Annotated in this window: 21 protein-coding genes; 11 read left to right on the top strand and 10 right to left on the bottom strand. The window is 70.9% G+C overall.

All coding sequences use genetic code 11. The features are described from left to right. The first annotated feature begins 193 nt into the window (after positions 1-193). The 5 genes from AC6RUA_RS08215 (at position 194) to AC6RUA_RS08195 (ending at position 5,226) form a co-directional block, all read left to right on the top strand. Entirely contained in the window at positions 194-1,273 is a 1,080-nt protein-coding gene (locus tag AC6RUA_RS08215) for an extracellular solute-binding protein (protein ID WP_499812549.1), read from the top strand. Beyond that, the gene (locus tag AC6RUA_RS08210; RefSeq protein WP_499812548.1) at positions 1,270-2,379 is read left to right on the top strand and encodes an ABC transporter ATP-binding protein; all 1,110 of its coding nucleotides are present in this window, start codon (positions 1,270-1,272) and stop codon (positions 2,377-2,379) included. The genes AC6RUA_RS08215 and AC6RUA_RS08210 overlap by 4 nt, the downstream gene beginning before the upstream one ends. Then, positions 2,376-3,326, top strand: coding sequence for an ABC transporter permease (locus tag AC6RUA_RS08205; protein WP_499812547.1), 951 nt, complete (start codon positions 2,376-2,378; stop codon positions 3,324-3,326). The genes AC6RUA_RS08210 and AC6RUA_RS08205 overlap by 4 nt, the downstream gene beginning before the upstream one ends. Next, positions 3,323-4,276 carry an ABC transporter permease gene (locus tag AC6RUA_RS08200; protein WP_499812546.1) on the top strand — a complete coding sequence of 318 codons (954 nt, stop codon included), beginning with the start codon at positions 3,323-3,325 and terminating at the stop codon, positions 4,274-4,276. The genes AC6RUA_RS08205 and AC6RUA_RS08200 overlap by 4 nt, the downstream gene beginning before the upstream one ends. Before the next feature lie 104 nt (positions 4,277-4,380). After that, on the top strand, positions 4,381-5,226 hold the full coding sequence (locus AC6RUA_RS08195) for an NAD-dependent epimerase/dehydratase family protein (protein WP_499812545.1): 846 nt from the start codon (positions 4,381-4,383) through the stop codon (positions 5,224-5,226). A 64-nt stretch (positions 5,227-5,290) separates the two neighbouring features. On the opposite strand, the gene AC6RUA_RS08190 is transcribed toward AC6RUA_RS08195, so the two are convergent. From AC6RUA_RS08190 to AC6RUA_RS08160, 7 genes are all read right to left on the bottom strand, one after another. Continuing rightward, positions 5,291-6,430 carry an XdhC family protein gene (locus tag AC6RUA_RS08190; RefSeq protein WP_499812544.1) on the bottom strand — a complete coding sequence of 380 codons (1,140 nt, stop codon included), beginning with the start codon at positions 6,428-6,430 and terminating at the stop codon, positions 5,291-5,293. Between the two features lie 37 nt (positions 6,431-6,467). Then, positions 6,468-7,769, bottom strand: coding sequence for a VWA domain-containing protein (locus AC6RUA_RS08185; protein ID WP_499812543.1), 1,302 nt, complete (start codon positions 7,767-7,769; stop codon positions 6,468-6,470). Then, on the bottom strand, positions 7,766-8,674 hold the full coding sequence (locus tag AC6RUA_RS08180; protein WP_499812542.1) for an AAA family ATPase: 909 nt from the start codon (positions 8,672-8,674) through the stop codon (positions 7,766-7,768). The genes AC6RUA_RS08185 and AC6RUA_RS08180 overlap by 4 nt, the downstream gene beginning before the upstream one ends. Positions 8,675-8,857: 183 nt before the next feature. Next, positions 8,858-9,754: an FAD binding domain-containing protein gene (locus AC6RUA_RS08175; RefSeq protein WP_499812541.1), complete on the bottom strand. Its 897-nt coding sequence runs from the start codon at positions 9,752-9,754 to the stop codon at positions 8,858-8,860. Next, positions 9,754-12,183 carry a xanthine dehydrogenase family protein molybdopterin-binding subunit gene (locus tag AC6RUA_RS08170; RefSeq protein ID WP_499812540.1) on the bottom strand — a complete coding sequence of 810 codons (2,430 nt, stop codon included), beginning with the start codon at positions 12,181-12,183 and terminating at the stop codon, positions 9,754-9,756. Before AC6RUA_RS08170 ends, AC6RUA_RS08175 begins: the two co-directional genes overlap by 1 nt. Beyond that, positions 12,180-12,698, bottom strand: a complete 519-nt coding sequence (locus AC6RUA_RS08165) for a (2Fe-2S)-binding protein (protein ID WP_499812539.1) — start codon at positions 12,696-12,698, stop codon at positions 12,180-12,182. The genes AC6RUA_RS08170 and AC6RUA_RS08165 overlap by 4 nt, the downstream gene beginning before the upstream one ends. Then, positions 12,695-13,327, bottom strand: coding sequence for an SRPBCC family protein (locus tag AC6RUA_RS08160; protein ID WP_499812538.1), 633 nt, complete (start codon positions 13,325-13,327; stop codon positions 12,695-12,697). Before AC6RUA_RS08160 ends, AC6RUA_RS08165 begins: the two co-directional genes overlap by 4 nt. A gap of 262 nt (positions 13,328-13,589) precedes the next feature. On the opposite strand from AC6RUA_RS08160, the gene AC6RUA_RS08155 reads away from it, so the two are divergent. Together AC6RUA_RS08155 and AC6RUA_RS08150 are read left to right on the top strand one after the other, a co-directional pair. Beyond that, positions 13,590-14,783: a molybdopterin molybdotransferase MoeA gene (locus tag AC6RUA_RS08155; protein ID WP_499812537.1), complete on the top strand. Its 1,194-nt coding sequence runs from the start codon at positions 13,590-13,592 to the stop codon at positions 14,781-14,783. Further along, complete coding sequence (locus tag AC6RUA_RS08150) at positions 14,780-15,451, top strand: nucleotidyltransferase family protein (protein ID WP_499812536.1); 672 nt, start codon at positions 14,780-14,782, stop codon at positions 15,449-15,451. Before AC6RUA_RS08155 ends, AC6RUA_RS08150 begins: the two co-directional genes overlap by 4 nt. Before the next feature lie 82 nt (positions 15,452-15,533). Here the strand turns inward: AC6RUA_RS08150 and AC6RUA_RS08145 are convergent, their stop codons facing one another. Both AC6RUA_RS08145 and AC6RUA_RS08140 read right to left on the bottom strand, forming a co-directional pair. Beyond that, positions 15,534-15,869 (bottom strand): hypothetical protein, encoded by a 336-nt coding sequence (locus AC6RUA_RS08145; protein WP_499812535.1) that lies wholly within the window; start codon positions 15,867-15,869, stop codon positions 15,534-15,536. 146 nt (positions 15,870-16,015) lie between these two features. Then, positions 16,016-16,462 carry a universal stress protein gene (locus AC6RUA_RS08140; protein ID WP_499812534.1) on the bottom strand — a complete coding sequence of 149 codons (447 nt, stop codon included), beginning with the start codon at positions 16,460-16,462 and terminating at the stop codon, positions 16,016-16,018. Positions 16,463-16,576: 114 nt separating this feature from the next. Here AC6RUA_RS08140 and AC6RUA_RS08135 point away from each other — a divergent pair, with 114 nt between their 5' ends. From AC6RUA_RS08135 to AC6RUA_RS08125, 3 genes are all read left to right on the top strand, one after another. Further along, complete coding sequence (locus AC6RUA_RS08135; RefSeq protein ID WP_499812533.1) at positions 16,577-17,014, top strand: universal stress protein; 438 nt, start codon at positions 16,577-16,579, stop codon at positions 17,012-17,014. Between the two features lie 113 nt (positions 17,015-17,127). Next, positions 17,128-18,441 (top strand): DHH family phosphoesterase, encoded by a 1,314-nt coding sequence (locus AC6RUA_RS08130; RefSeq protein WP_499812532.1) that lies wholly within the window; start codon positions 17,128-17,130, stop codon positions 18,439-18,441. Between the two features lie 63 nt (positions 18,442-18,504). Then, a complete protein-coding gene (locus AC6RUA_RS08125) occupies positions 18,505-19,836 on the top strand; it encodes an AI-2E family transporter (RefSeq protein WP_499812531.1) in 1,332 nt (443 codons plus the stop codon). A 78-nt stretch (positions 19,837-19,914) separates the two neighbouring features. On the opposite strand, the gene AC6RUA_RS08120 is transcribed toward AC6RUA_RS08125, so the two are convergent. After that, complete coding sequence (locus AC6RUA_RS08120; RefSeq protein WP_499812530.1) at positions 19,915-20,379, bottom strand: DUF5807 family protein; 465 nt, start codon at positions 20,377-20,379, stop codon at positions 19,915-19,917. A gap of 127 nt (positions 20,380-20,506) precedes the next feature. Here AC6RUA_RS08120 and AC6RUA_RS08115 point away from each other — a divergent pair, with 127 nt between their 5' ends. Next, positions 20,507-21,196: a flavodoxin domain-containing protein gene (locus AC6RUA_RS08115; protein WP_499812529.1), complete on the top strand. Its 690-nt coding sequence runs from the start codon at positions 20,507-20,509 to the stop codon at positions 21,194-21,196. Positions 21,197-21,211 lie beyond the last annotated feature (15 nt).

The raw sequence follows: 21,211 nt of genomic DNA, 5'->3' as shown, positions 1-21,211 counted from the left end.
TGTGGGTAGAGGTGATACTATACTTAAACGAACGGACGGGTCGGGTCGATACAGTGATAACTCGAATTCGCGTTTCAGCCCGAATGAAGCCCGGTGACGACCGAATACCAGCGATTCATGCGACGAGTCCCGGACAGTCATATTCCGGAGAGCGGAACCTTTTAAATAACGATGCCGCCTGTTCGACCGTGATATGAGGGACGATAGCATGCTTCGCCGCGAGTACCTCAAGCGCGCCGGGGCGTTCGGCGCCGCGGCCTCGGCCGCGACCGCCGGCTGTCTCGGCGGCGGCGGCGGGAGTGGGAAACCCAGCACGCTCCGACTCGGCACCTGGGGCGGGACGTGGCAGGACCTGATGATTCAGGCGGTCGTCGAGCCGTACAAGGAGGAGACGGACATCTCCATGGAGTACGTCCTCGGCGACAACACCGAGCGGCTGAACAAGATCATCGCACAGAAGGGCGACCCGCCGGTGGACGTCTCCCAGCAGGACGGTTCCGGGCTGGTCCGCGGGTCGAACGCCGACCTCTGGCTGGAACTCGACGGGGACGTCGTCCCCACCTACCCCGACATCCCGGACAACTTCAAGGGCGACGACTGGGTGATGCAGATATTCGCCGCCAGCGCGCTCCTGTACAACCCGAACGTCTTCGACTCCGCCCCCACCTCCTGGAAGGAACCGTACCTCAACACCGAGTACAAGGGGAAGGTCGGCCTCTTCACGGAGGACCCGACCCACGACGTCCTCGCGTTCTCGCTGGCGCAGACCGGCGGTGAGTCGTTCAAGGACGTCGAGCAGGCGTTCTCGCTGTACGAGGAGATCGTGAAGACGATGGACCCGCAGTACATCACCTCCAGCGAGGAGTACGGGAAGCTGTTCGCACAAGAGGAGATCGTCCTCGGGCGGTACTGGTCGGCGCGCGCGGCCCAGTGGGAGAGCGAGGGGAAGCCCGTCACGAGCGTCATCCCGGAGGCGGGCGCGATGACCACGAACTTCGGGAACGCCATCCCGAAGAACATCCCGGAGAACCGCGTCGAGTGGGCGGGCAAGCTCATCGACTACACGCTCCGGAACCAGGCGGCGAAGGTCATCGCCGAGAACATGTACTACACCAACCCCAACCCGAGCGCCGAGTACCCGTCGGCGGTGGCGGACAAACTGGTCCAGCCGGAGGACCTGGAGAACCTGAACGTCCCCGACTTCGAGTGGATCGCCGAGAACCGCGCGAGTTGGCGCGAACGGGCCAACGAGATAATCAACAAGCACGGATGAGCGGGAGCGACACGGTCGTCCGCCTCTCCGGGGTGACGAAGCGGTTCCGCGACGTGACCGCGGTGAGCGACGTCGACCTCGACGTGCGGGACGGCGAACTGCTCACGCTGCTCGGCCCGTCGGGCTGCGGGAAGACGACGACGCTCCGGATGATCGCCGGCTTCGAGACGCCCTCGGAGGGAGTCGTCGAAATCGGCGGCCAGACGGTGACGGACACCCCGCCGTACAACCGCGACACGGGGATGGTGTTCCAGCAGTACGCGCTGTTCCCGCACATGACCGTGGCGGACAACGTCGCGTTCGGGCTGGAGATGCAGAACCGCCCCTCCGACGAGGTCGACCGGCGGGTCCGCGAGGGACTCGAACTCGTCCGGCTGGGCGGACTCGGCGACCGGTACCCGAAGGAGTTGTCGGGCGGCCAGCAACAGCGGGTCGCGCTCGCGCGTGCGCTGGTCATCGAGCCGTCCGTCCTCCTGCTCGACGAGCCGCTGTCGAACCTCGACAAGAAGCTCCGCGAGGAGATGCGGTTCGAGATACTCAGGCTCCACCGCGAACTCGACGTGTCGATGGTGTACGTCACCCACAACCAGGAGGAGGCGCTGACCATGTCCGACCGGATGGCGGTGATGAACGACGGCGTCGTCCACCAGGTCGGTCCCCCCGAGCAGGTGTACCAGTCGCCCGACGACGAGTTCGTCGCCGACTTCATCGGGAACGCGAACCTCCTCGCCGGGACCGTCGAGGCCGTCACCGGCGACGGCTACACGGTGGCGCTGGAGACGGGTGACAGGGCCGAACTCACCCGGACGGCGGCCGGCGAGGCCGACCTGACCGAGGGGACGCCGGTGACGCTCCTGTTCCGCCCCGAGCGGTTCTCGCTCCACCGGGACGGCGAGGCGACGGCCGGGGAGAACGTGCTCCACGGCGAAGTCGAGGAGGCCACGTTCCTCGGGTCGCGCATGGAGTACTTCGTCGACGTGGGTGACCAGCAGGTCCACGTCGAACAGCAGTACCTCCGCGACAGCACCCGGTTCTCGCCGGGCGAGTCCGTCTCGCTCGCGTTCGACCGGGGGTCGCCGTTCGCCATCCCGGGGAGCAGCGCATGAGCGGCGACACCGGGTCGGGGAGCGGCCTGCTGTCCGGGTCGTGGGACTGGCGGCTCCCGGTCGTCCACGAGCGCCTGCTCGGGTTCATCCAGCGTCACAAGGACGAGTCGTACGCGGGGTACATCCTCGCCGGACCGTACCTCGGGTACATGCTGCTGCTGTTCTTCCTCCCCATCGCGTACATGTTCCTCGTCAGCTTCTACACCAACGTCCCCACGGGGACCATGGAGTCGACGCTGACGGTGGCGAACTACGTGAAGTTCTTCACCTCGTCGCTGTACATGCGCGCGCTCTACGTCACCGTCGAGATAAGCGTCGTCTCGACGCTGTTCACCGTCCTCGTGAGCTACCCCATCGCGTACTTCATCGTCTTCTCGACGTGGCGCTACTCGCAGGTGCTCATCCTGCTCGTCATCGCGCCGATGCTCGTCGGGAACGTCGTGCGCGCGTTCGGCTGGTTCGCGCTGATGGGGTCGAGCGGCGTCATCAACCAGGCGCTCGGCGTGTTCGGCTTCCAGTACACGCTGTTGAACACGAAAGCCGGCCTCGTCGTGGCCATCTCGTCGGTGCTCATGCCGTTCGCGGTGCTCATCCTGATGAGCGTCCTCTACACGCTCGACCGCGAACTCATCGAGGCGTCGTACAACCTCGGGGCGAACCAGTTGCAGACGTTCCTCTACGTGACGTTCCCCCTCTCGCTCCCGGGGGTGGTGGGCGCGACGCTCATCGCGTTCGTGCTCACGATGGGGACGTTCGCGACGGCGGTGTTCATCGGCATGCCGCAGGTGCCGATGATCGCGCCGTTCATCTACGACGCCGCGACGGGCGACCTCAACTGGCCGCTCGCGTCCGCGATGTCGTTCGTCCTGCTGGCGGTGTCGCTCGCGCTCGTGTACGTATACACGCTCGTCACCGACGTCCAGGTCGGCGGGGGTGAGACGGCGTGAGCGCGCGCGACGGCTCCCGCCCCGACGGCTCCCTCGACGGCTCCGACGACCGCCGTCCGGAGACCGACGGCGGCGTCGCGGACCTCGGCCGCTCGCGGTCGTTCCGCGGCGCCGGTGCGCTCGGCCGGTTCGACCTCTCGAAGTCGCTCGGCGGCGTGACGCTCGCCGGCGCGCTGAACGCGGTGTTGCTCGCCGTGGTGTTCTTCTACCTGCTGTTGCCCGTCATCTTCGCGGTGCTCATCAGCTTCAACCCCTCCGACCTGTACGCGTTCCCGCCCGACGGCATCACGCTCGACTGGTACGCGCAGGTGTTCTCGCGGAGCACCTGGGTCTCCTCGTTCGTCGTGAGCTTCCAGTACTCCATCCTGGCGACGCTCATCGGCATCGTGCTCAGCACGGCCGCCGCGTTCGCCATCGGCCGGTTCGACTTCCGCTTCCGGAACGTGTTGGACGCGGCGACGTTCCTCCCGCTGATGATTCCGCAGATAATCCTCGGACTCGCGCTGTTGCTCGTGCTCCAGCACTTCGGGCTGGTCGGCAACCTCGTCGGCCTCTCCATCGCGCTCGCGGTGTACACCACGCCGTACGCGACCCGGAGCATCCTCGCGGCGATGTCGAACTACGACCGCAGCATCGAGGAGGCGGCGATGAACCTCGGCGCGGACGAGATACAGACGTTCCTGCGCGTGACGTTCCCGACGCTGCTGCCGGGACTGCTCACGGCGGCCATCTTCTCGTTCGTCGTCAGCTACTCCAACCTCCAGATCGCCGTGTTCCTGCAGGGACCGGGGATGACGCCAATCCCGGTGCGCATCTTCGCACAGATGCAGTTCGGCGCGAGTCCGGTCATCGCGGCCGTCTCGACCATCAACATCGTCATCGTCCTGCTCGCCATCGTCGTCGTCGAACGGCTGTTCGGCGCGGCGGAGGCGCTGGGCTACGCCTCGTAGCGGCGCGGCGGGGCGCTCCCGGTCGAACACCACCGGCCCGTTCCGGTTCCGGGCCACGCTGTCGCGGACGGAACACCTACCCTCCTCCGCGCGAGTGGCCACGTATGGACGTCCTCATCACCGGCGCGCACGGCGTCGTCGGCACCGCCATCACCGACCACCTCGCGGGCGACGACGGCGACTACGAGTTCACACTGCTCGACGTCGACCCGCCCGAGGGCGACGCGCCCGGTGAGTCGGTCGTCGCGGACGTGCGCGACTACGACGACATCCGCCCGCACTTCGACGGGCAGGACGCCGTCGTCCACCTGGCGCTGGTGCCGGGGACCGGCGGGGCGGGGTCGCGCGAACTCGCCTGGTCGGAGCCGCTGGCGGAGAACCTCGAGGGCATCAACAACGTGTACGAGGCGGCCGTCGACGCCGGTCTCGACAGCGTCGTCTTCGCCTCCTCGAACCACGCGGTCGGCATGGTCGAGGTGCGCAACGCGCCGGACGTCTACCACGACAACGGGGTCTTCGCGGACCACACCGAACCCCACCGCCCCGACTCGCGCTACGGGCTCACCAAGTCGTACGGCGAGGACCTCGGCCGACTCGCCGCGGAGGCGCACGGCGTGCGCTTCTACGGCCTGCGCATCGGCGCGGTCCGGGAACCCGAGTACGACCACCCGTACGGCGACGCGGAACGCGGCGTCGACGACGGGGAGTGGGAGCGCGGGAGCGACGAGTACGAGGAGCAGGTCGCCCGCATGAAGGGACTCTGGCAGTCGCGCCGCGACCTGGCCCACCTCGTCGACCGCTGTCTCCGGGACGACTCGGTGGAGTGGGACCACTTCTACGGCGTCAGCGCCAACGACCGCCGGTGGCTCGACGACGCCGAACACGCCCGCGAGACCGTCGGCTACGACCCGCAGGACGACGGCGAGGAGCGGGACGCGCCGCCGGAGTGAACGTCGGGGACCGCAGAGGGCAGAAGAGCCGGGTCGGCCGAGCAGCCGAGTGAGGGCCGCCCGCTCACTCCGCTTCCGTCTCCAGGTCGAGGCGGCCGTGAATCGGCCCCTCGTGGTCGGAGAGGTGGCCGGGCGTCCGGTCGTTGGCGACCGCGAGCACCTCGGTCACGACGCTGCTGGCTATCTGGTACGGCGTGTCGCCGCCCAAATCGAGGCCGATGGGGGTGTACACCCGGTCGAGGTCGGCCTCGTCGAACGTCACGCCCTCCTCGGCGAACGCCTCGCGCATCTCGACGAACCGCTCGCGCGGCCCCATCACGCCGACGTACTCGACGGGCGTCTCCAGCAGTTCCGCGAGCGCGAGACGGTCGTCCACGAAGTTGTGGGTCATCACGACCACGTACGTCTCCTCGTCGAAGTCGACCACGCCGCGGAGGTCACGCGGCGAGGCCGAGTGGACCGCGTCGGCGCGCGCGAACCGGCCGTCCTCGGCCTGCGCGCCCCGGAACGAGACGACGGTGACGCGGAAGTCGACGAGTTTCGCGAGTTCGACCACCGGCGCGACGTCGTGACCCGAGCCGAGTACCACGAGGTCCGGCGGCGGTCGCACGCCGTCGACGAACACCTCGGCTTCGTCGTCGTCGGTCCGGACGGCGAGCGTGTCGCTCTCGCCGGCGGCGACGAGTCGGTCGGCCCGGTCCGATAGCTCCGCGGTCAGCCACGCCGGCAGGTCGGCGTCGGCCGCGAACCCGTCCTCGGGGTCGTAGTACGCCCGCGTGCCGACGGGGAGGTCTCCACCGACGACGGTGACGACGCCGACGGCGTCGCCCCGTTCGCGGGCGTCGAGCGCCGGCCGGTACGACGCGCCGAGCGGTTCGAGCAGCACCGTGATGACGCCGTTGCAGCCGACGCCCATCCCCCACTCGTCGCCGTCGCCGGTGAGGTCCCACGTCTCGACGCGCGGACCGCCCTCGGCCAGCACGTCCGCCGCGAGCGCGCGGACCTCGTCCTCGAGGCAGCCGGCGGTGATGCTCCCCGCCCCGCCGCCCGTCGGGTGGACGAGCATCTTGGCTCCGGGGCGCCGGTAGGCGCTCCCCTCCACGTCGACGACGGTGGCGAGGACCGCCTCGTCACCCTCGTCGAGGACGCTACGCATCCGGTCGAACACGTCCGTCTCCGGGACGCTCCAGTCGTTCGTCGTCATGGGTCTGGGTGTCTCCTCGGAGGTGGGTACTCGCCGCTCACGGTTCACCCCGTCGCCGCGGGTCGTACTCGTAGCCGACGCGCCCGCCGCCGTCGCGGAGGCGGAGCTGTCGGGCTACCTCGCGGAGGTCGTCGGGGCCGGTGAACGCGAACAGGCCGTCGAGGAACGGGAGCGCGGCCGCCATCCCCCGCGCGGTGGGTTCGTACGCCGCCGCGCCCGCGAGCGGGTTGAGCCAGAGGACGCTCGCCGCCCGGCGCGAGAGCCACGACGCCGCGTCCGCGAGGCGGTCCGGGTCGCCCGTCTCCAGCCCGTCGCTGACGACGAACACGACCGTCCGCCGGTCGACGGCCTCTGGGGCGCGTTCGCGCACCTCGGCGAGCGAGTCGCCGATGCGCGTCCCACCGCCCCACTCGGTCTCGGCCCGTTCGAGCGCCGCGACGGCCGCGGCCGCCGTCGGTTCGTCGAACGCCGCCGACACCTCGCGGAGCGCCTCGTCGAAGAAGAACACCCGCGCGTCGCGCCACTCCGTCCGCGCGAGTCGGAGCGTCCGGAGGAGGAACGACCGGTCGACGGTGTCGAGCACCGACCGGCTCACGTCCGCGAGTACGAGCGCGCGCACCGCGCTCCGTGCGCGTCCCCGCCGGGGCACCGACGGCACCGTCCCGCCCGTCCCGACGCTCTCGCGGAGCGCCCGTCGCACGTCGGGTCGCTCCTCGCCGCTCGCCCGCCACCGCCGCCCGCGCAGGGCGGCGAGCGCGTCGGTGAGGTCCGCGAACGCCCCGGTCAGGTCGTCGTCCGAGACGACCGGCGTCGACACCGGGGTCGGACTCCCCTCCCGGCCGTACAGAGGGGCGCTGTGTTCGCCGTCCTCGCCGGCGTCAACGTCCGACTGGCCGACGACGGCGCCGAGCGCCTCCGCGCTCCACCCGTCGTCGTCGGGGTCGTCGCCGTCGCGGTCCTCTCTCTCGGCGGCGTTCGACTCGTCGTCCGCCGCCTCGCCGAGTGGCGCCAGCGCGCCCTCCGGGTCGTCGTCCGTCCGCGGGGCCGGTCCCTCGGCGTCGAGTCCGGCGGTGAGCCGCCGCCAGAACTCCGGGAACTGCCGGTCGAACGTCGCCACGTCGTCGGCGTCCGACACCAGCGAGGCGCGCAGCGCCGCCCGCGCGCCCGCCCGGTCGTCGAACCCGACTTCGACGAGCGCCCGCGCGGCCGTCGTCGCGGCGTTCGCCGGTACCGCCACGCCCGCGCGGCGGAGCGCCCGGGCGAACCGGACGAGTTCGTCGCGGACGTGGTCGCGGGCGGCGACGAAGTCGGGGGCCTCGGGCGGGTCGGGGTGGCTCACGCCTCGGCCTCCGCTCTGGCCTCCTCGGCGGCCTCGACGAGCGACGCGAGCAGGTCGTCGTCCACCCGCTCGATGTCCTCGACCTCCTTGAGCAGGCAGCCGAGCGTCTCGCGCACCTCGGCGGCCGACAGCGAGTCGCCGTCGCCGTCGCGCCGGAGTTCGGCGACGGCGCGCGCCCAGTCGATGGTCTCGGCCGCGCCCGGCGGCTTCCGGAGCGGTTCCTCGCGGAGGCGCGCGGCCATCCCGCACAGTTCCGCGGCGACCGCCCCGTCGAGTTCGGGCACCCGCCGCGAGAGGATGGCTCGCTCCTTCTCGACCGACGGCGGCGCGACGTGGAGGTAGAGGCACCGCCGCTTGAGCGCGTCGCTCAGCCCCCGCGTCCGGTTGGACGTGATTATCACCGCAGGCGGCGTCTCCGCGCGTATCGTCCCGAGTTCGGGGACGCTCACCTGGAAGTCGCTCAGCACCTCCAGCAGCAGCGCCTCGAACTCCTCGTCCGCGCGGTCTATCTCGTCGATGAGCAGGACGCGCGGTCCCTCGCCCCGGAGCGCTCGGAGGAGCGGCCGCTCCAGCAGGTACGGCTCCGAGAACACGTTCTCATCCGCGCCCGACTGCACCGCGAGGAGCTGTTTCGTGTAGTTCCACTCGTAGAGGGCGCTCTCGGCGGTCAGCCCCTCGTAACACTGGAGGCGAACCAACTCGGCGTCGAACCCGCCGGCGAGCACCTTCGCCAACTCCGTCTTGCCCGCACCGGGTTCCCCCTCGACGAGCAGCGGTTTGCCCAGCCTGAGCGCCAGGAACACCGTCGTCACCAGGCCGTCGTCCGCGACGTACGCCTGCTCGTCGAACGCCGTCCGCAGGTCGTCCTCGGTGGCGTCGGCGAACGCCGGGGGGCCGTCGCTCACGCTGCCGCCCCCGAGGCGCCGGTCGGTCCGCGGCCTCGTCGTCTTCTGAGCGGTACGCGCTCGACGCCCCTCCCGCACGGCGGCGGTCGGGCGGAGGGTTCGCGGGGGCCGAAGGGTCCGCGGCGGCGTCCCGGACGGACGGACCGGACGCGGGACCCGAAGAGTGAGCGGGGCGAGACCACGTCAGTCGGCCGCCTGCGGCGCGCCGGCGTCCGTCCGCTCCATCGCGTCCCGGAGCGCCCGCTCGGTGTGCACCTCCAGCAGGCGCTCGCGGAACTCCGCGGACGCCTGCAGGTCCGACATCATCATCGCCGTGTCGAGCCCCTCCGTCGCGCGCCCGGCCGCCGCCTCGATGGCGCCGTCGTCGAGCGACTCGCCGGCCAGCGCGTCCTCGACGGGTTCGAGCCGAACCCCGTGGTCCATCGCGCCGTTCGCGCCGACGCGGGCGGACCCGACCGCCCCGTCGTCGACGTCGAGCAGGACCGCGACGCCGACGAGCGCGTAGCCGGACGACGGACTCGGCTTCTTCGAGTACGCGCCGACCGCGTCGCCGGCCGACGGTACCTCGACGGCCGTCAACAGTTCGTCCGGGGCGCGGTCGGTCATGTACATCCCGAGGTAGAACTCCTCGGCTGGAACCCGCCGCTCCCCGTCGGGGCCTTCGAGGACGACTGTGGCGTCGGACGCGAGCGCCGCGCCCGGCAGGTCCGACGCCGGGTCGGCGTGCGCGAGGTTGCCCCCGAGCGTCCCGCGGTTGCGCACCTGCGTGTCGCCCACCTCCTCGACGGCGGCGGTGAGCGCCGGCGCGTGCTCGTGGGCCGCCTCGGCGTTCAGGAAGTCGCTGTAGCGCGTCATCGCGCCGATAGCGAGCGAGTCACCGTCGACGCGCACGCCGTGGAGGGCGTCGATGTCGCCCACGTCGATGAGTACGTCCGGGCTGGACAGCCCGCTCTTCATCGCCGGGAGCAGGCTGTGCCCGCCCGCGAGCAGTTCCGTCTCCTCGTCGGCGTGCTCTTCGAGCAGTTCGACGGCCTCGCTCACGTCGTCCGCCTCGTAGTAGTCGAACTCGTCCGGGAACATCACTCCTCACCTCCGCTGTCCGCACCGCCGTCCGCGGTCGCGTTGTCCTGTACCGCGCGCCACACCCGCTCCTGGGTCATCGGCATCTCCACGCCCTCGACGCCGAACGGGTCGAGCGCGTCAGCCACCGCGTTGACGACCGCCTGCGGCGCGGCGATGGTGCCGGCCTCGCCGACGCCCTTCACGCCCAGCGGGTTGTGCGGGCTGGGCGTCACGGTGGAGTCCGTCTCCATCTCGGGGACGTGCTCGGCCTTGGGGACCGCGTAGTCCTGCATCGACCCGGTGACGAGCGTCCCGTTCTCGTCGTACTCGGCACCCTCGTACAGCGCCTGGCCGACGCCCTGCGCGACGCCGCCGTGAATCTGCCCCTCGACGATCTTGGGGTTTATCTGGTTGCCCACGTCGTCGACGGCGACGTACCGCTCGACCTCGATTTCGCCGCTCTCGGGGTCCACCTCGACCACGGCGGCGTGCGTGCCGAACGGGAACACGAAGTTGTCCGGGTCGTAGAACGACGTCGCCTCCAGGCCCGGTTCCTCGCCGTCCGGCATGTCGTGTGCGAGGTACGCCTGCTCGGCCACCGACTCGATGCGCATCGAGCGGTCGGGCGCGCCCGCCACCTGGAACTTGCCGTTCGAGAACTCCACGTCGTCCGGGTCGGCCTCGAACTGGTGGGCGGCGATGCGCTTCGCCTTCTCGACCACCTTCTGCGCGCTCTTGACGAGCGAACTCCCGCCGACCGCCGCCGACCGGGAGCCGTACGTCCCCATGCCGTGGGGAATCTCGTCCGTGTCGCCCTCGACGACGTCGACGTCGTCGTAGTCGACGCCGAGTTCGTTCGCGACGATCTGCGCGTACGTGGTCGCGTGACCCTGTCCGTGTCCCGAGGTGCCGCAGAAGGCGGTCACCGTCCCGGAGGGGTGGAAGCGCACCAGACTCGACTCCCACAGCCCGGCCTGCGCGCCGAGTTGCCCGGCGAGTTCCGAGGGGGCCAGCCCGCACGCCTCGATGTACGACGAGAAGCCGACGCCGAGGTAGCGCCCCTCGTCGCGCGCCGCCGCCTGCCGCTCGCGGAACTCGTCGTAGTCGAGCATGTCGAGCGCCCTGTCGAGCGGTTTCTCGTAGTCGCCGCTGTCGTAGACGACGGCGACCTGCGTCTCGTACGGGAACGCGTCGTCGGGCACGAAGTTCCGTCGGCGGAACTCGGCGGGGTCCATCCCCACCTCCTTCGCGCCGAGGTGGACGAGTCGCTCGACGACGAACGACGCCTCCGGGCGCCCCGCCCCGCGGTAGGCGTCGACCGGCGGGACGTTCGTGTACGCCCCGGTGACGTGGCCGTAGATGGCGGGGATGTCGTACTGCCCCGACAGGAGCGTCCCGTAGAGGTACGTCGGCACCGCCGGCGCGAACGTCGAGAGGTACGCGCCGAGGTTCGCCCGCGTGTCCACGCGGAGGCCGACGATGGTGCCATCCTCGTCCATCGCGAGTTCGGCGTCGGTCGAGTGGCCGCGCCCCTGCGCGTCGGTGAGGTACGTCTCCGACCGGGTCGCCGTCCACTTGACCGGGCGTTCGAGGTGTTTGGCGCACCACGCGACGAGCGCCTCGTCGGCGTAGTGGTGTATCTTGCTCCCGAACCCGCCGCCGACCTCCGGCGCCTTGATGCGGAGTTTGTGCTCCGGGTGGTCGATGACCCCCGACATCAGCAGGCGGTGGAGGTGGGGGTTCTGGGAGGTCATGAACACGTCGAGTTCGTCGGTGCCGGGGTTGTAGTCGGCCACCGCCGCCCGCGGCTCCATCGCGTTCGGGATGAGCAACTGGTTCTCCAGTTCGATGCTCACCGTGTGGGCCGCCCCGTCGAACGCCTCGTCCGTCTTCGACTCGTCGCCGATCTCCCAGTCGAACGCGACGTTGTCGTCCGCCTCCGAGTGGAGTTGCGGGGCGTCACCCGAGAGCGCCTCGTCGGGGTCGGTCACCGCGTCCAGCCGGTCGTACTCCACCTCGACCTCGCCGGCGGCGTCGTGCGCGAGGTAGCGCTCCTCCGCCACGACGACGGCGACGGCGTCGCCCTGGTACCGCACCCGGCCGTCGGCGAGGATGGAGTGGTCCACGTTGTTGAGGCTCGGCAGGAGCCAGCCGACGGGGACGAGGTACGGCAGGTCGCCCGGCGTGTCCTCGCGCGCCAGGTCGTCGTGGGTGTAGACGCCGACGACGCCCTCCATCTCCTCGGCGGCGCTCGTGTCCACGTCCTCGATTTTCGCGTGGCCGTACTGGCTCCGCACGACGGCCATGTGGACCGCGTTCGGGAGCTGGATGTCGTCGGTGTACTCCGCGTTCCCCGTGATCAGGGCGGGGTCCTCGCGCCGCTCGATGGCGGAGCCGAGGATGTCCGCCGCGCTGACGTCGTCGGGGTCGACAGAGTCGATGCTCACTCCGCGTCACCTCCCTCCGGTTCGCCCCCGTCGGCGACGGCGCCCGACCCCATCGACTCGGCGGCGTTCTCCACCGCGTTGACGATGTTCTGATAGCCCGTACACCGGCAGAGGTTCCCCTCCAGTCCCTCGCGTATCTCCTCGCGCGTCGGGTCGGGGTTCTCCTCCAGCAGGTCCACCGCGGTCAGCATCATCCCGGGCGTACAGTAGCCGCACTGGAGCCCGTGCTCCTCCTGGAACCCCGTCTGTATCGGGTGGAACTCGCCGTCGTCCGCGAGTCCTTCGACCGTCTCGACGTCGCTCCCGTCCGCCTGCACCGCGAGCGCCGTACAGGACTTGACGGCGTCGCCGTCGATGCGGACGGTGCAGGCGCCGCAGGTGCTGCTCTCGCAGCCGACGTTCGTCCCCGTGTAGCCCAACTCGTCGCGCAGCGCGTGGACGAGCAGGGTCCGGGCGTCGACCGTGAGGTCGTGGTCCGTCCCGTTCACCGTCAGCGTGATGTCGTGTTCCGTCATTGTGAATCGTTCCCGCTGGACCGCCCGAGCACCCGGTCGACGAGGCTCGCGTCCCCGGCGTCGTCGCTCTCCGGGACGTCCTCCATGGTTCGCTCGCGGAGTTCGTCCTGCACCGACGAGAAGAACCGCTTCACCAGCCGGTTCGCCACCGGGTTGACCACCCGCTGGCCCATGCCCGCGACCCGACCGAACACGTCAGCCTCCGTCTCCCAGTCGACGGCGACGCCGTCGTCGCTCTCGGACAGCGTCATCCCGGACGACATCTCGAAGGAACTGTCGCCGGAACTCCCCTCGCCCGACGCGCGCATCCGCGGGCGCTCGCGCTCGTCTATCGTCACCACCGTCTCGAACGTCGGGTTCACCGGGCCGACGCTCACCTGGACGAGCGCGGCGTACGTCTCGCCCTCCCGGAACGCCCGCTCGGCGATGACCTCCGGGTCGCCGGTGGGTTCGGCGTCCTGCGCGGCCGCTCGCTCTTCGAGGGTGTCGAAGTCGACGTCCTCGTCGTCGACGTGGAGGAGGAACTCACACCCCGGTAGCGCCTCGGCGATCAACACCGGGTCCGAGAGCGCGAGCCACACTTCGTCTACGGTCGCGTCCTCGAGTTCGAACGTCCCGTTGAATTGCATGGGTGGGGTCTCACCTCGTACTGGCTCGTGTCACCAGTGGCCACGCTAACCTCTCGCTATGTAAGGAAAAACCTTTGCAAAGCTCCGGGTTCGGCCGCGACGCGCCCGCCCGGCGGGACGGTCGTCCAGTCCGGCGAGCACGCCGCGCGGACCGGATGAGCGACGGCCCAGCGCCGACCGACGACGACTGGTACCGGTACCGGCGGAGACGACCGAGGTGACGGGGACAAGAGGTATGTCCGTGCTGGGGGCAGTGAGAGGTATGGCTCCGAGCGACGCCGTCCCCCGGTCGGTCGCGGTCGACCGCCTGCTCGCGCGGCGCGACGACGCGTGGGACGGGACGACCGAGCGGGTGGCACTCGACGCGATTGCGGGGCGAACCGTCGCGACCCCGGTCACCGCCCCGGCCGACGTCCCCGCGCGCGACTTCGCCACCATGGACGGGTTCGCGTTCGCCGCGGCCGACGGCTACCCGCTCGCCGTGACCGGGAGCGTCGGACCCGAGGACGACCCGCCGACCCTCGGCGAGGGGGAGGCGGTCGAGATCGCCACGGGCGCGCCGCTCCCCGACCGCGCGGACGCCGTGTTGCCCCGCGAGGACGCGACCGTCGACGACGGTTCGCTCTCCGGCCCGGCGCTCGACCCGGGGGCGAACCGCTACCCCGCGGGCGCGACCGCCGCGGCGGGCGAACGGCTGTTCGACGCCGGCGACGGACTGGCCCCCCGCCACGCCGCCTTGCTCCGGGACGTCGGCGTCGACTCGGTGACGGTCCGCTCCCGCCTCTCGGTCGGGGTGCTGGCGACCGGGACGGAGATTCACGAGGGACGACAGCCGGACCGCGACTCGGAGATGCTGGCGAACCTCGTCCGCGAGTGGGGTCACCGGCCGACGCTGGTGGGGACGGTGCCCGACGACGAGACGGCGGTCCGGGAGGCCGTCGAACGGGCGGTCGCGGCCCACGACGTCGTCCTCACCTCCGGCGGGACGAGCGTCGGCCGCGGCGACCACGTCGGGAGCCTCCTCGCCGCACGCGACCCGCTGTTCACCGGGGTGGCGCTCCGACCCGGCCGTCCGGTGACGGCCGCGACGGTCGACGGCACGCTCGTCTGCGGACTCCCGGGGAAGCCGGTCGCGGCACACGCCGCGGCGACGCTCGTCCTCCGGCCGCTGTTCACCGGCGAGCGCCCGCTGCCGACGGTGACGGCCGACTCGGCCTCCCGCGTGGACCTCCCGGACGAGGACGTCGAGTACGCTGTTCCGGTCGCGCTCGGGGACGGCCGCGCCGTCCCCCTGGGCCACGAGGACTCGCCGGTCCCGCTGTACGGCACTCGATTCGCTCCCGGTCGCGTGGCGTCGAGCACGCGCGTCGCGCTCGCGGACGGCGTCGTCCTCACCGACCGGCCGCTCGTTCCCGGCGAGGACGTCGCCGTCGTCCCGTTCGAGGTGGTGGAGTGAGCGACGCGTCGCTCCCCCGCCTCCCGCGCGAACGGGTCGCGGCGGCGCTCGCGGACCGCGACCCGGACGCGCCCGACCCCACCGTCGTCGGCGTCGTCCTCGCGGCCGGAACGAGTTCGCGGTTCGGCGACGCCAACAAACTCCTCGCGCGCCTCGACGGGGACGGCGACCCGCTGGTCCGCCGGGCGGCGCGGACGCTCCTCGACGCGGACCTCGCCTCGGTCGTCGCCGTCGTCGGCTACGAGGGCGACGCGGTCCGGACCGCGCTCGACGGACTCGACCTCTCGGTCGTGGAGAACCCCGACTACGGGGAGGGCATCGCCTCGTCCGTCAGGCGAGGGGTCGCGGCGGCCGAGGCCCGCGGTGCGGACGCGGCGGTGTTCCTGCCCGGCGACATGCCGTTCGTCTCGTCCGACACCGTGCGCCTCCTCGTCGACGCGTACCGGGCGGGACTGGGCGACGCGTTCGCCGCGAGCGTGGACGGGCGGCGCGGCAACCCCGTGCTGTTCGGGTCGACCCGCTTCGCGGACCTTCGGTCGGTCGAGGGGGACGTCGGCGGACGGCCGGTCCTGTTGGAGAGCGACGACGGTTCGCTCGTGGAGACGGACGACCCGGGCGTCGCCGCGGACGTCGACACCGTCGACGAGTTGCGGGAGTACGAGCAGTAGCGCGGAAACGCGCGTTTTTCGAGCCGTTCAGCCGTCGTGAGGGGGTCGAACGAGGAGCGCAGAGACGCGGGTCTCGTTCCCGTCAACCGCTCGTCCGTGTGACGGCGGGGGCGGTCGGGTCGTCGCTCGTCTCGTTGCCGTCCGACTCGTCTCCGCCCGGGAGGTCGACGGTGAGGGTGACGACGTCGCTGGTCTCGATGGAGAGGCACGTCCCGCCCTCGTAGGTCAGGTTCCCGCTCAGTTCGTACGTGCCCGACTCCGTGATGGTCGTGCACTCGTTGACCTGGGTCGGTGCCGCGCTGGCGGTCCCCACCGGCATCAGACTCACGCCGGCAGCGACCGCCGAGACGACGAGTACGACGGTCGCTGCGACCGCGAGGACGCGTCGGAGACGCGAGGGCGTGTTTGGTATTACCATGCCCCACTGACGAATCACCGTCTGATGAACGAGAGAGACTGTTCTCTGATCCAACAGGTATCAGGGGGAGCACGATACCGGGTTTCGACCCGATTAATTCGGTGTCCTCGTCCGGATTCCGAGGTGGCTCCCGTGCGGCTGTCCTCCTACACCGAGAGAACTGGCTGGCTGGCGTACAGCAGGACGTACTCCGCGGCCTTCTCCAGCACCTCGGCGGGTTCGCCGGTCAGCGGTTCGCGCGGGATGACGAGGAAGTCCGCGTCGATGGCCTCGGCGGTGTCGAGGATGACCGACCCGGGGTGGCGCGACTTCCGCTGGGTGGAGAAGCCGTAGGCGATGGAGGTGGCGACGTCGACGCCCTCGTCCTCGCCGGTCTCGCGGACGGTGTCGGTGAACGCCTCGGTGTCGTTCGCGACCTCGGCCTCGTCGACCGCGTCCGTCTCGATGGCCCGGACTATCTCCTCGCCGAGCACGTACACCGCGTGGACTTCGGCGCCGTAGCGGTCGGCGATGGCGACCGCGTACTCGACGGCCTCGAGCGACTCGTCGCTCCCGTCGACGGGGACCAGTACGCGTCCGACCTCGAGAGTCATGGCGGGGACTGGGACGGAGTGGGTGAAAGGTGTTCCCCTCGCGCCGCCGCCGGTGGGCCGCGGGCGGGGTCGAACGCAGGGAGTTTTAAGCCCCGACCGACGGAACTCGCGAACGTGTTCGACACCATCGTCATCGCCACTGACGGCTCCGAGAGCGTCGGGCGGGCGGTGGACGTGGCGCTCGACCTCGCGGAGAAGTTCGACGCCGCGGTCCACGCGCTGTACGTCGTCGACGCGGGCGAGGTGGGCTCCTCGCCCGAGGCGGTCCGGACGGACATGCGCAACGCGCTCCAGGAGCGCGGGGGCGAGGCCATCGTCGGCGTCCAGAAGCGGGCCGACCGCGACGTGACCGCCGTCGTCCGGGAGGGCCGGCCGGCCAACGAGATAGCCGACTACGCCCGCGAGATAGACGCGGACATGGTCGCGACCGGCACCCGCGGGCGCCACGGTGAGAACCGGTTCCTCATCGGGAGCGTCGCCGAGCGGGTCGTCCGCGTCTGCCCGGTCCCGGTGCTCACGGTCCGGCAGCTGGAGGGTCAAGCCGCCGACTGAGCGCGTTCGCGGACCGGTCGCCCGGCGAGTGCGGTGAGCGCGTCGAGCGCGGCAGCCGCGAGCCAGTCCGACGCGAACACCGGAGTTTTCACCCGCGACCGCCTGCGGGCGGTATGGACGACGCACTCATCGACACGGACGCCCTCTCGCTGGAGCGCAGGTCGAAGCTCCCGGGGAAGGGGTTCTTCTACCCGGACTCGCTCGACGAGGACCGCGCCGAGGCGCGTGCGATGGAGGCGATGGAGGGGGCCGACGCCGTCGTCGTCACCGACTCGGACGCCGACGGACTGGGCTGCGTCGCGCTCGTCCGCGAGGCGTACGGCGCCGCGCTCGACGCCGACCCGTTCCTCGACCGACTGGAGCGGGAACTCGCCGCCGACGAGGTGACGGACCCCGAAGAGGCGACGGGGGGCGACGACGGAACCGGCGCGCTCGCGGCCGACGCGGGGGTGGGCGTCGACGCCGAGGACGCCGAGGACGCCGGAGACGCCGAAGACGACGAGGACCGCCCGGAGTCGCCGGTCGCGCTCCTCCCCTCGGGGCCGCACTCGTTCGAGGAGGACCTGGGCTACGTCGCGGAGTACCTCGACCCGGGGACGGACGTGTTCGTCTGCGACATCTGTCCGGACGAGTTCGCCACCGTCGAGACGGACCTGCGGACGGTCGTCGACCGCGCGGGCGTCGTCCGGTGGTTCGACCACCACCAGTGGACCGACGACCTCGCGGCGGCCGTCCGGGACGCCGGGGTGGACCTCGTGGTCGGCGAGAGCGACGAGGAGTGCTCGACGGACGTGACGCTCCGCTCGCTCGACTACGACTTCCCGGCGCGGTTCTCCGAGCTCGCGGCGGTCACGCGCGACCACGACCTCTGGCTGAACGAGGACGAGCGGAGCGACGACCTGGCCGACTACGCCTACTGGACGGACGCCGAGGAGTACGCCGCCGTCGTCGGCGCGCACGGGGCGGACCTCCCGCCGGCCGCCGAACGGTTCGTGGCGGAGCGCCGCGTCGAGAAGGAGCGGCTCATCGAGAAGGCCGTCGAGCGCGCGGAGGAACACGAGGTCGGCGCCTGGTCGGTCGGCGTCACGTACGGCAAGTGCTCGCAGAACGAAGTGGCGGACCAGCTCAGGGAGCGGGGGATGGACGCCGCGGTGGTCGTCAAGCCCGCCGGGAGCGCCTCCATCCGCGGCTCCGACTCGTTCGAGCGGTGTCACGAGGTCGCCCGACAGGTGAACGGCGGCGGCCACCCGAAGGCGGCCGGCTGCCTCCCGGACGTGTACGACGACATGCTCGACTACGCCCACCACTGGACCACGGAGGGGCGAACGACGAAACGCGTCATCCTCGCCGCGTTCGAGCGGGTCGCGGAGACCGCGGCGGAAGCCGAGACCGAGTCGACCGACGGAGACGCGACGGACGGGGAGTAGCCGACGCGCGAGACCGGATACGAGAGACCAGACACTTCACGCCTCGACGTGTAGGACGCGAAGATGAGTATTCCAGTCGACACCGAGTTCGACCGCTCGCGCCTCGCGTGGTGGCTCGTGGTGGTCGCGCTCGGGGCGCTCGTCGCGTACGTCCTCTACTCGTTCGTCGGGGTGTTCCTGCTCGGCCTGTTCGTCTACTACGCGACCAGACCCATCTACCGGCGCATCGCCACCCGGTCGAGTTCCCCGACGCTGACCGCCGCGGGAGCGCTGCTCGCCATCGCGTTACCCGTGCTCGTGTTGATGGCGTACACCGTCGTCGTCGGCGTCGGACAGTTGCGCGGCCTGCTCAGCGCGAGCCCGGCGTACCTCGAACTGTTACAGCCCTACCTCGGCGAGACGCTGCTCGCGGGCGACCTGAGCGAGTCGCTCGCGTCGCTCCCGGACCGACTCGGCGAGGTGTCGGCGGGGTCCGTCAGCGCGGTGCTCGGCGTCGCCGCCGGCTACGTGAGTGCAATCGCCGCCGGCCTCATCTACCTGTTCGTCGTCCTCGCGCTGGCGTTCTTCCTCCTCCGGGACGACCAGCGGGCCGCCGCCTGGTACCGCTCGCTCGTCGGCGAGGACTCCACGGCGTACGCGTTCGCCACCGCCGTCGACCGCGACCTCCAGACGCTCTACTTCGGCAACATCCTCACCGCGTTCGCCATCGCCATCGTCGCCGCGCTCACGTACAACGCCATCGACCTGGTCGCTCCGGCGGGCATCGCGTTCCCGGCGGCGACCCTGCTCGGACTGTTGACTGGCGTCGGTAGTCTCATTCCCGTGGTCGGCATCAAACTCGTGTACGTCCCCATCGCGCTCTACCTCGCGGTGCAGGCGGTGCTGGCCGACCCGGCGCTGCTCTGGTTCCCCGTCGTCTTCGTGCTCGTCGCGTTCGTCGTCGTCGACACCGTCCCCGAACTCGTCCTCCGGCCGTACATCTCCGGGCGGGGGCTCCACGTCGGGATGGTCATGTTCGCGTACATCCTCGGGCCCGTGCTGTTCGGGTGGTACGGGCTGTTCCTCGCGCCGCTCATCCTGGTGCTGGTGGTGCAGGCGGCCCGCCTCGTCCTCCCGGACCTCGTCGCGGGCGGGGAGGTGTCGCCGGAGACGCGCGACGTCGCGGGCCTCCCGCCCGACGAGACGCCCGGCGCGCCCCCGACGACCGACGCCGGCGAGCGAGCGACCCCGCCGGAGGACCGACCCGCTTGCCGCGCGGAGACCGGTGAGGGACCGGAGCGCGGAGCGGACTCGGACTCGGATTCGGCGGCCGGAGCGGGGACGGGAACGGAGTCCGGAGACCGCCCGGCCGGGGGAACGGGAACCGAATCGGCGTCCGGACCCGACGAGCGCTGAGCCGCGTCGGCGGTCGACGCCGCACTCGACCCGCGGAACGAGACAGGCGGTCGCTCCGGTCGCGTTCCCGTTTCCCCCCTACTCCTCCGCCGTCGGCGAGTCGGTCCGGTCGCGCGTTCCCATGAGCCACTTGTGCGAGTAGTCCAGCCCGCACGAGCAGTGGGCGTACGCGTGCATCACGTCGCCCTCCTCGTAGAGGCCGCCGACCTCCTCGTTCTGCGCCTCGGCGAACGCGAAGACGAACTCCACGTCGTGGTCCTCGTCCGGCTTCTCGGCGGCGTCGGGACACTCGCCGCCGCCGAGGTCCGGGTGGACGACCCCCTCGCTGTCCATCGCCTGCCGCGCGAACGCCATCGGGTCGACCCCGGTGCCGGAGGCGAACGCCTGTCGCCCCTCGTCGCCGGAGACGACGAGCACGACGCCGTTCTCGACGCTCTCTCCCATATTCGCGATTTTCCCCTGCGAGTCGAGGAACTCGTGGGTGAGGAAGATGGCCACGTCGTCGAGTCGCTCGCCGGCGAGGAACTCGTCGAGTTTGCTCATACCGGTGCTGGCGCGCGGAGCGGTAAAAGGCCTACTCGTTGGACCTACCGTGTTCGTCGGGCCCGTGGCGTGAGACGCCGATCCTAGTTATATCCGAGCCGGTGACATAGTCCCGGCCGGACACACGATGGCTTCGATACTCATCGCCTACGGAACCGGCGAGGGACAGACGGCCAAGGTGGCCGCGCACATCGACTCGGTCCTCTCGGACGGCGGGTTCGACGTGACGACGAAGCACGTCTCGGACGTCCCCGACGACGCCGTCGACGGGTTCGACGGAGTGTTGGTCGGCGCTTCCGTCAACAACCGAACCCACCAGCCGGAGGTCGTCGCGTTCGTCGAACGGCACGCCGAGACGCTGGCCGCGCGGCCGTCCGGGTTCTTCCAACTGTCGCTGGCGTCGGCCGTCCCGCTCGACTGGGTGCGCGAGGGGGCGCGGGAGTTCGTCGACCGACTGGAGGAGGCGACCGGCTGGCACCCCGACCGCGTCGGCCTGTTCGCGGGCGCGCTGAAGTACACGCAGTACGCCCGTGGGGAGCGGTGGCTGTTCAAACTGGCCGCGCTGGTGCTGCGGCTCGGAACCGACACGTCGCGCGACTACGAGTACACGGACTGGGCGGCGGTCGAACGGTTCGCCGCGGAGTTCGGGGAACTCGTCGAACGGGACCGGTCCGTCGTGGAGAGCGATACCGGCGGCACCGGTCTGGCCCGGCGTGCGCTCCGCGCGGCCGCCGTCGTGGCTCTGGGAGTCGCTCTCGCCGGCGCGGGGTACCGAGTGGTCAAGTCGAGGGGCGGGACCGCGGTCCGCGAGCGGTGACTCCCGCCGACCGAG

It is taken from the genome of Halorarum sp. SLYT50 (assembly GCF_059821265.1).
This window is presented reverse-complemented; position numbering and strand designations above follow the sequence as displayed.

Coding starts and splice junctions, on each gene's coding strand:
- AC6RUA_RS08215 (WP_499812549.1), top strand. CDS start 194: ATGAGGGACGATAGCATGCTTCGCCGCGAGTACCTCAAGCGCGCCGGG.
- AC6RUA_RS08210 (WP_499812548.1), top strand. CDS start 1,270: ATGAGCGGGAGCGACACGGTCGTCCGCCTCTCCGGGGTGACGAAGCGG.
- AC6RUA_RS08205 (WP_499812547.1), top strand. CDS start 2,376: ATGAGCGGCGACACCGGGTCGGGGAGCGGCCTGCTGTCCGGGTCGTGG.
- AC6RUA_RS08195 (WP_499812545.1), top strand. CDS start 4,381: ATGGACGTCCTCATCACCGGCGCGCACGGCGTCGTCGGCACCGCCATC.
- AC6RUA_RS08190 (WP_499812544.1), bottom strand. CDS start 6,430: ATGACGACGAACGACTGGAGCGTCCCGGAGACGGACGTGTTCGACCGG.
- AC6RUA_RS08175 (WP_499812541.1), bottom strand. CDS start 9,754: ATGTTCCCGGACGAGTTCGACTACTACGAGGCGGACGACGTGAGCGAG.
- AC6RUA_RS08165 (WP_499812539.1), bottom strand. CDS start 12,698: ATGACGGAACACGACATCACGCTGACGGTGAACGGGACGGACCACGAC.
- AC6RUA_RS08160 (WP_499812538.1), bottom strand. CDS start 13,327: ATGCAATTCAACGGGACGTTCGAACTCGAGGACGCGACCGTAGACGAA.
- AC6RUA_RS08155 (WP_499812537.1), top strand. CDS start 13,590: ATGGCTCCGAGCGACGCCGTCCCCCGGTCGGTCGCGGTCGACCGCCTG.
- AC6RUA_RS08145 (WP_499812535.1), bottom strand. CDS start 15,869: ATGGTAATACCAAACACGCCCTCGCGTCTCCGACGCGTCCTCGCGGTC.
- AC6RUA_RS08140 (WP_499812534.1), bottom strand. CDS start 16,462: ATGACTCTCGAGGTCGGACGCGTACTGGTCCCCGTCGACGGGAGCGAC.
- AC6RUA_RS08130 (WP_499812532.1), top strand. CDS start 17,128: ATGGACGACGCACTCATCGACACGGACGCCCTCTCGCTGGAGCGCAGG.
- AC6RUA_RS08125 (WP_499812531.1), top strand. CDS start 18,505: ATGAGTATTCCAGTCGACACCGAGTTCGACCGCTCGCGCCTCGCGTGG.
- AC6RUA_RS08120 (WP_499812530.1), bottom strand. CDS start 20,379: ATGAGCAAACTCGACGAGTTCCTCGCCGGCGAGCGACTCGACGACGTG.
- AC6RUA_RS08115 (WP_499812529.1), top strand. CDS start 20,507: ATGGCTTCGATACTCATCGCCTACGGAACCGGCGAGGGACAGACGGCC.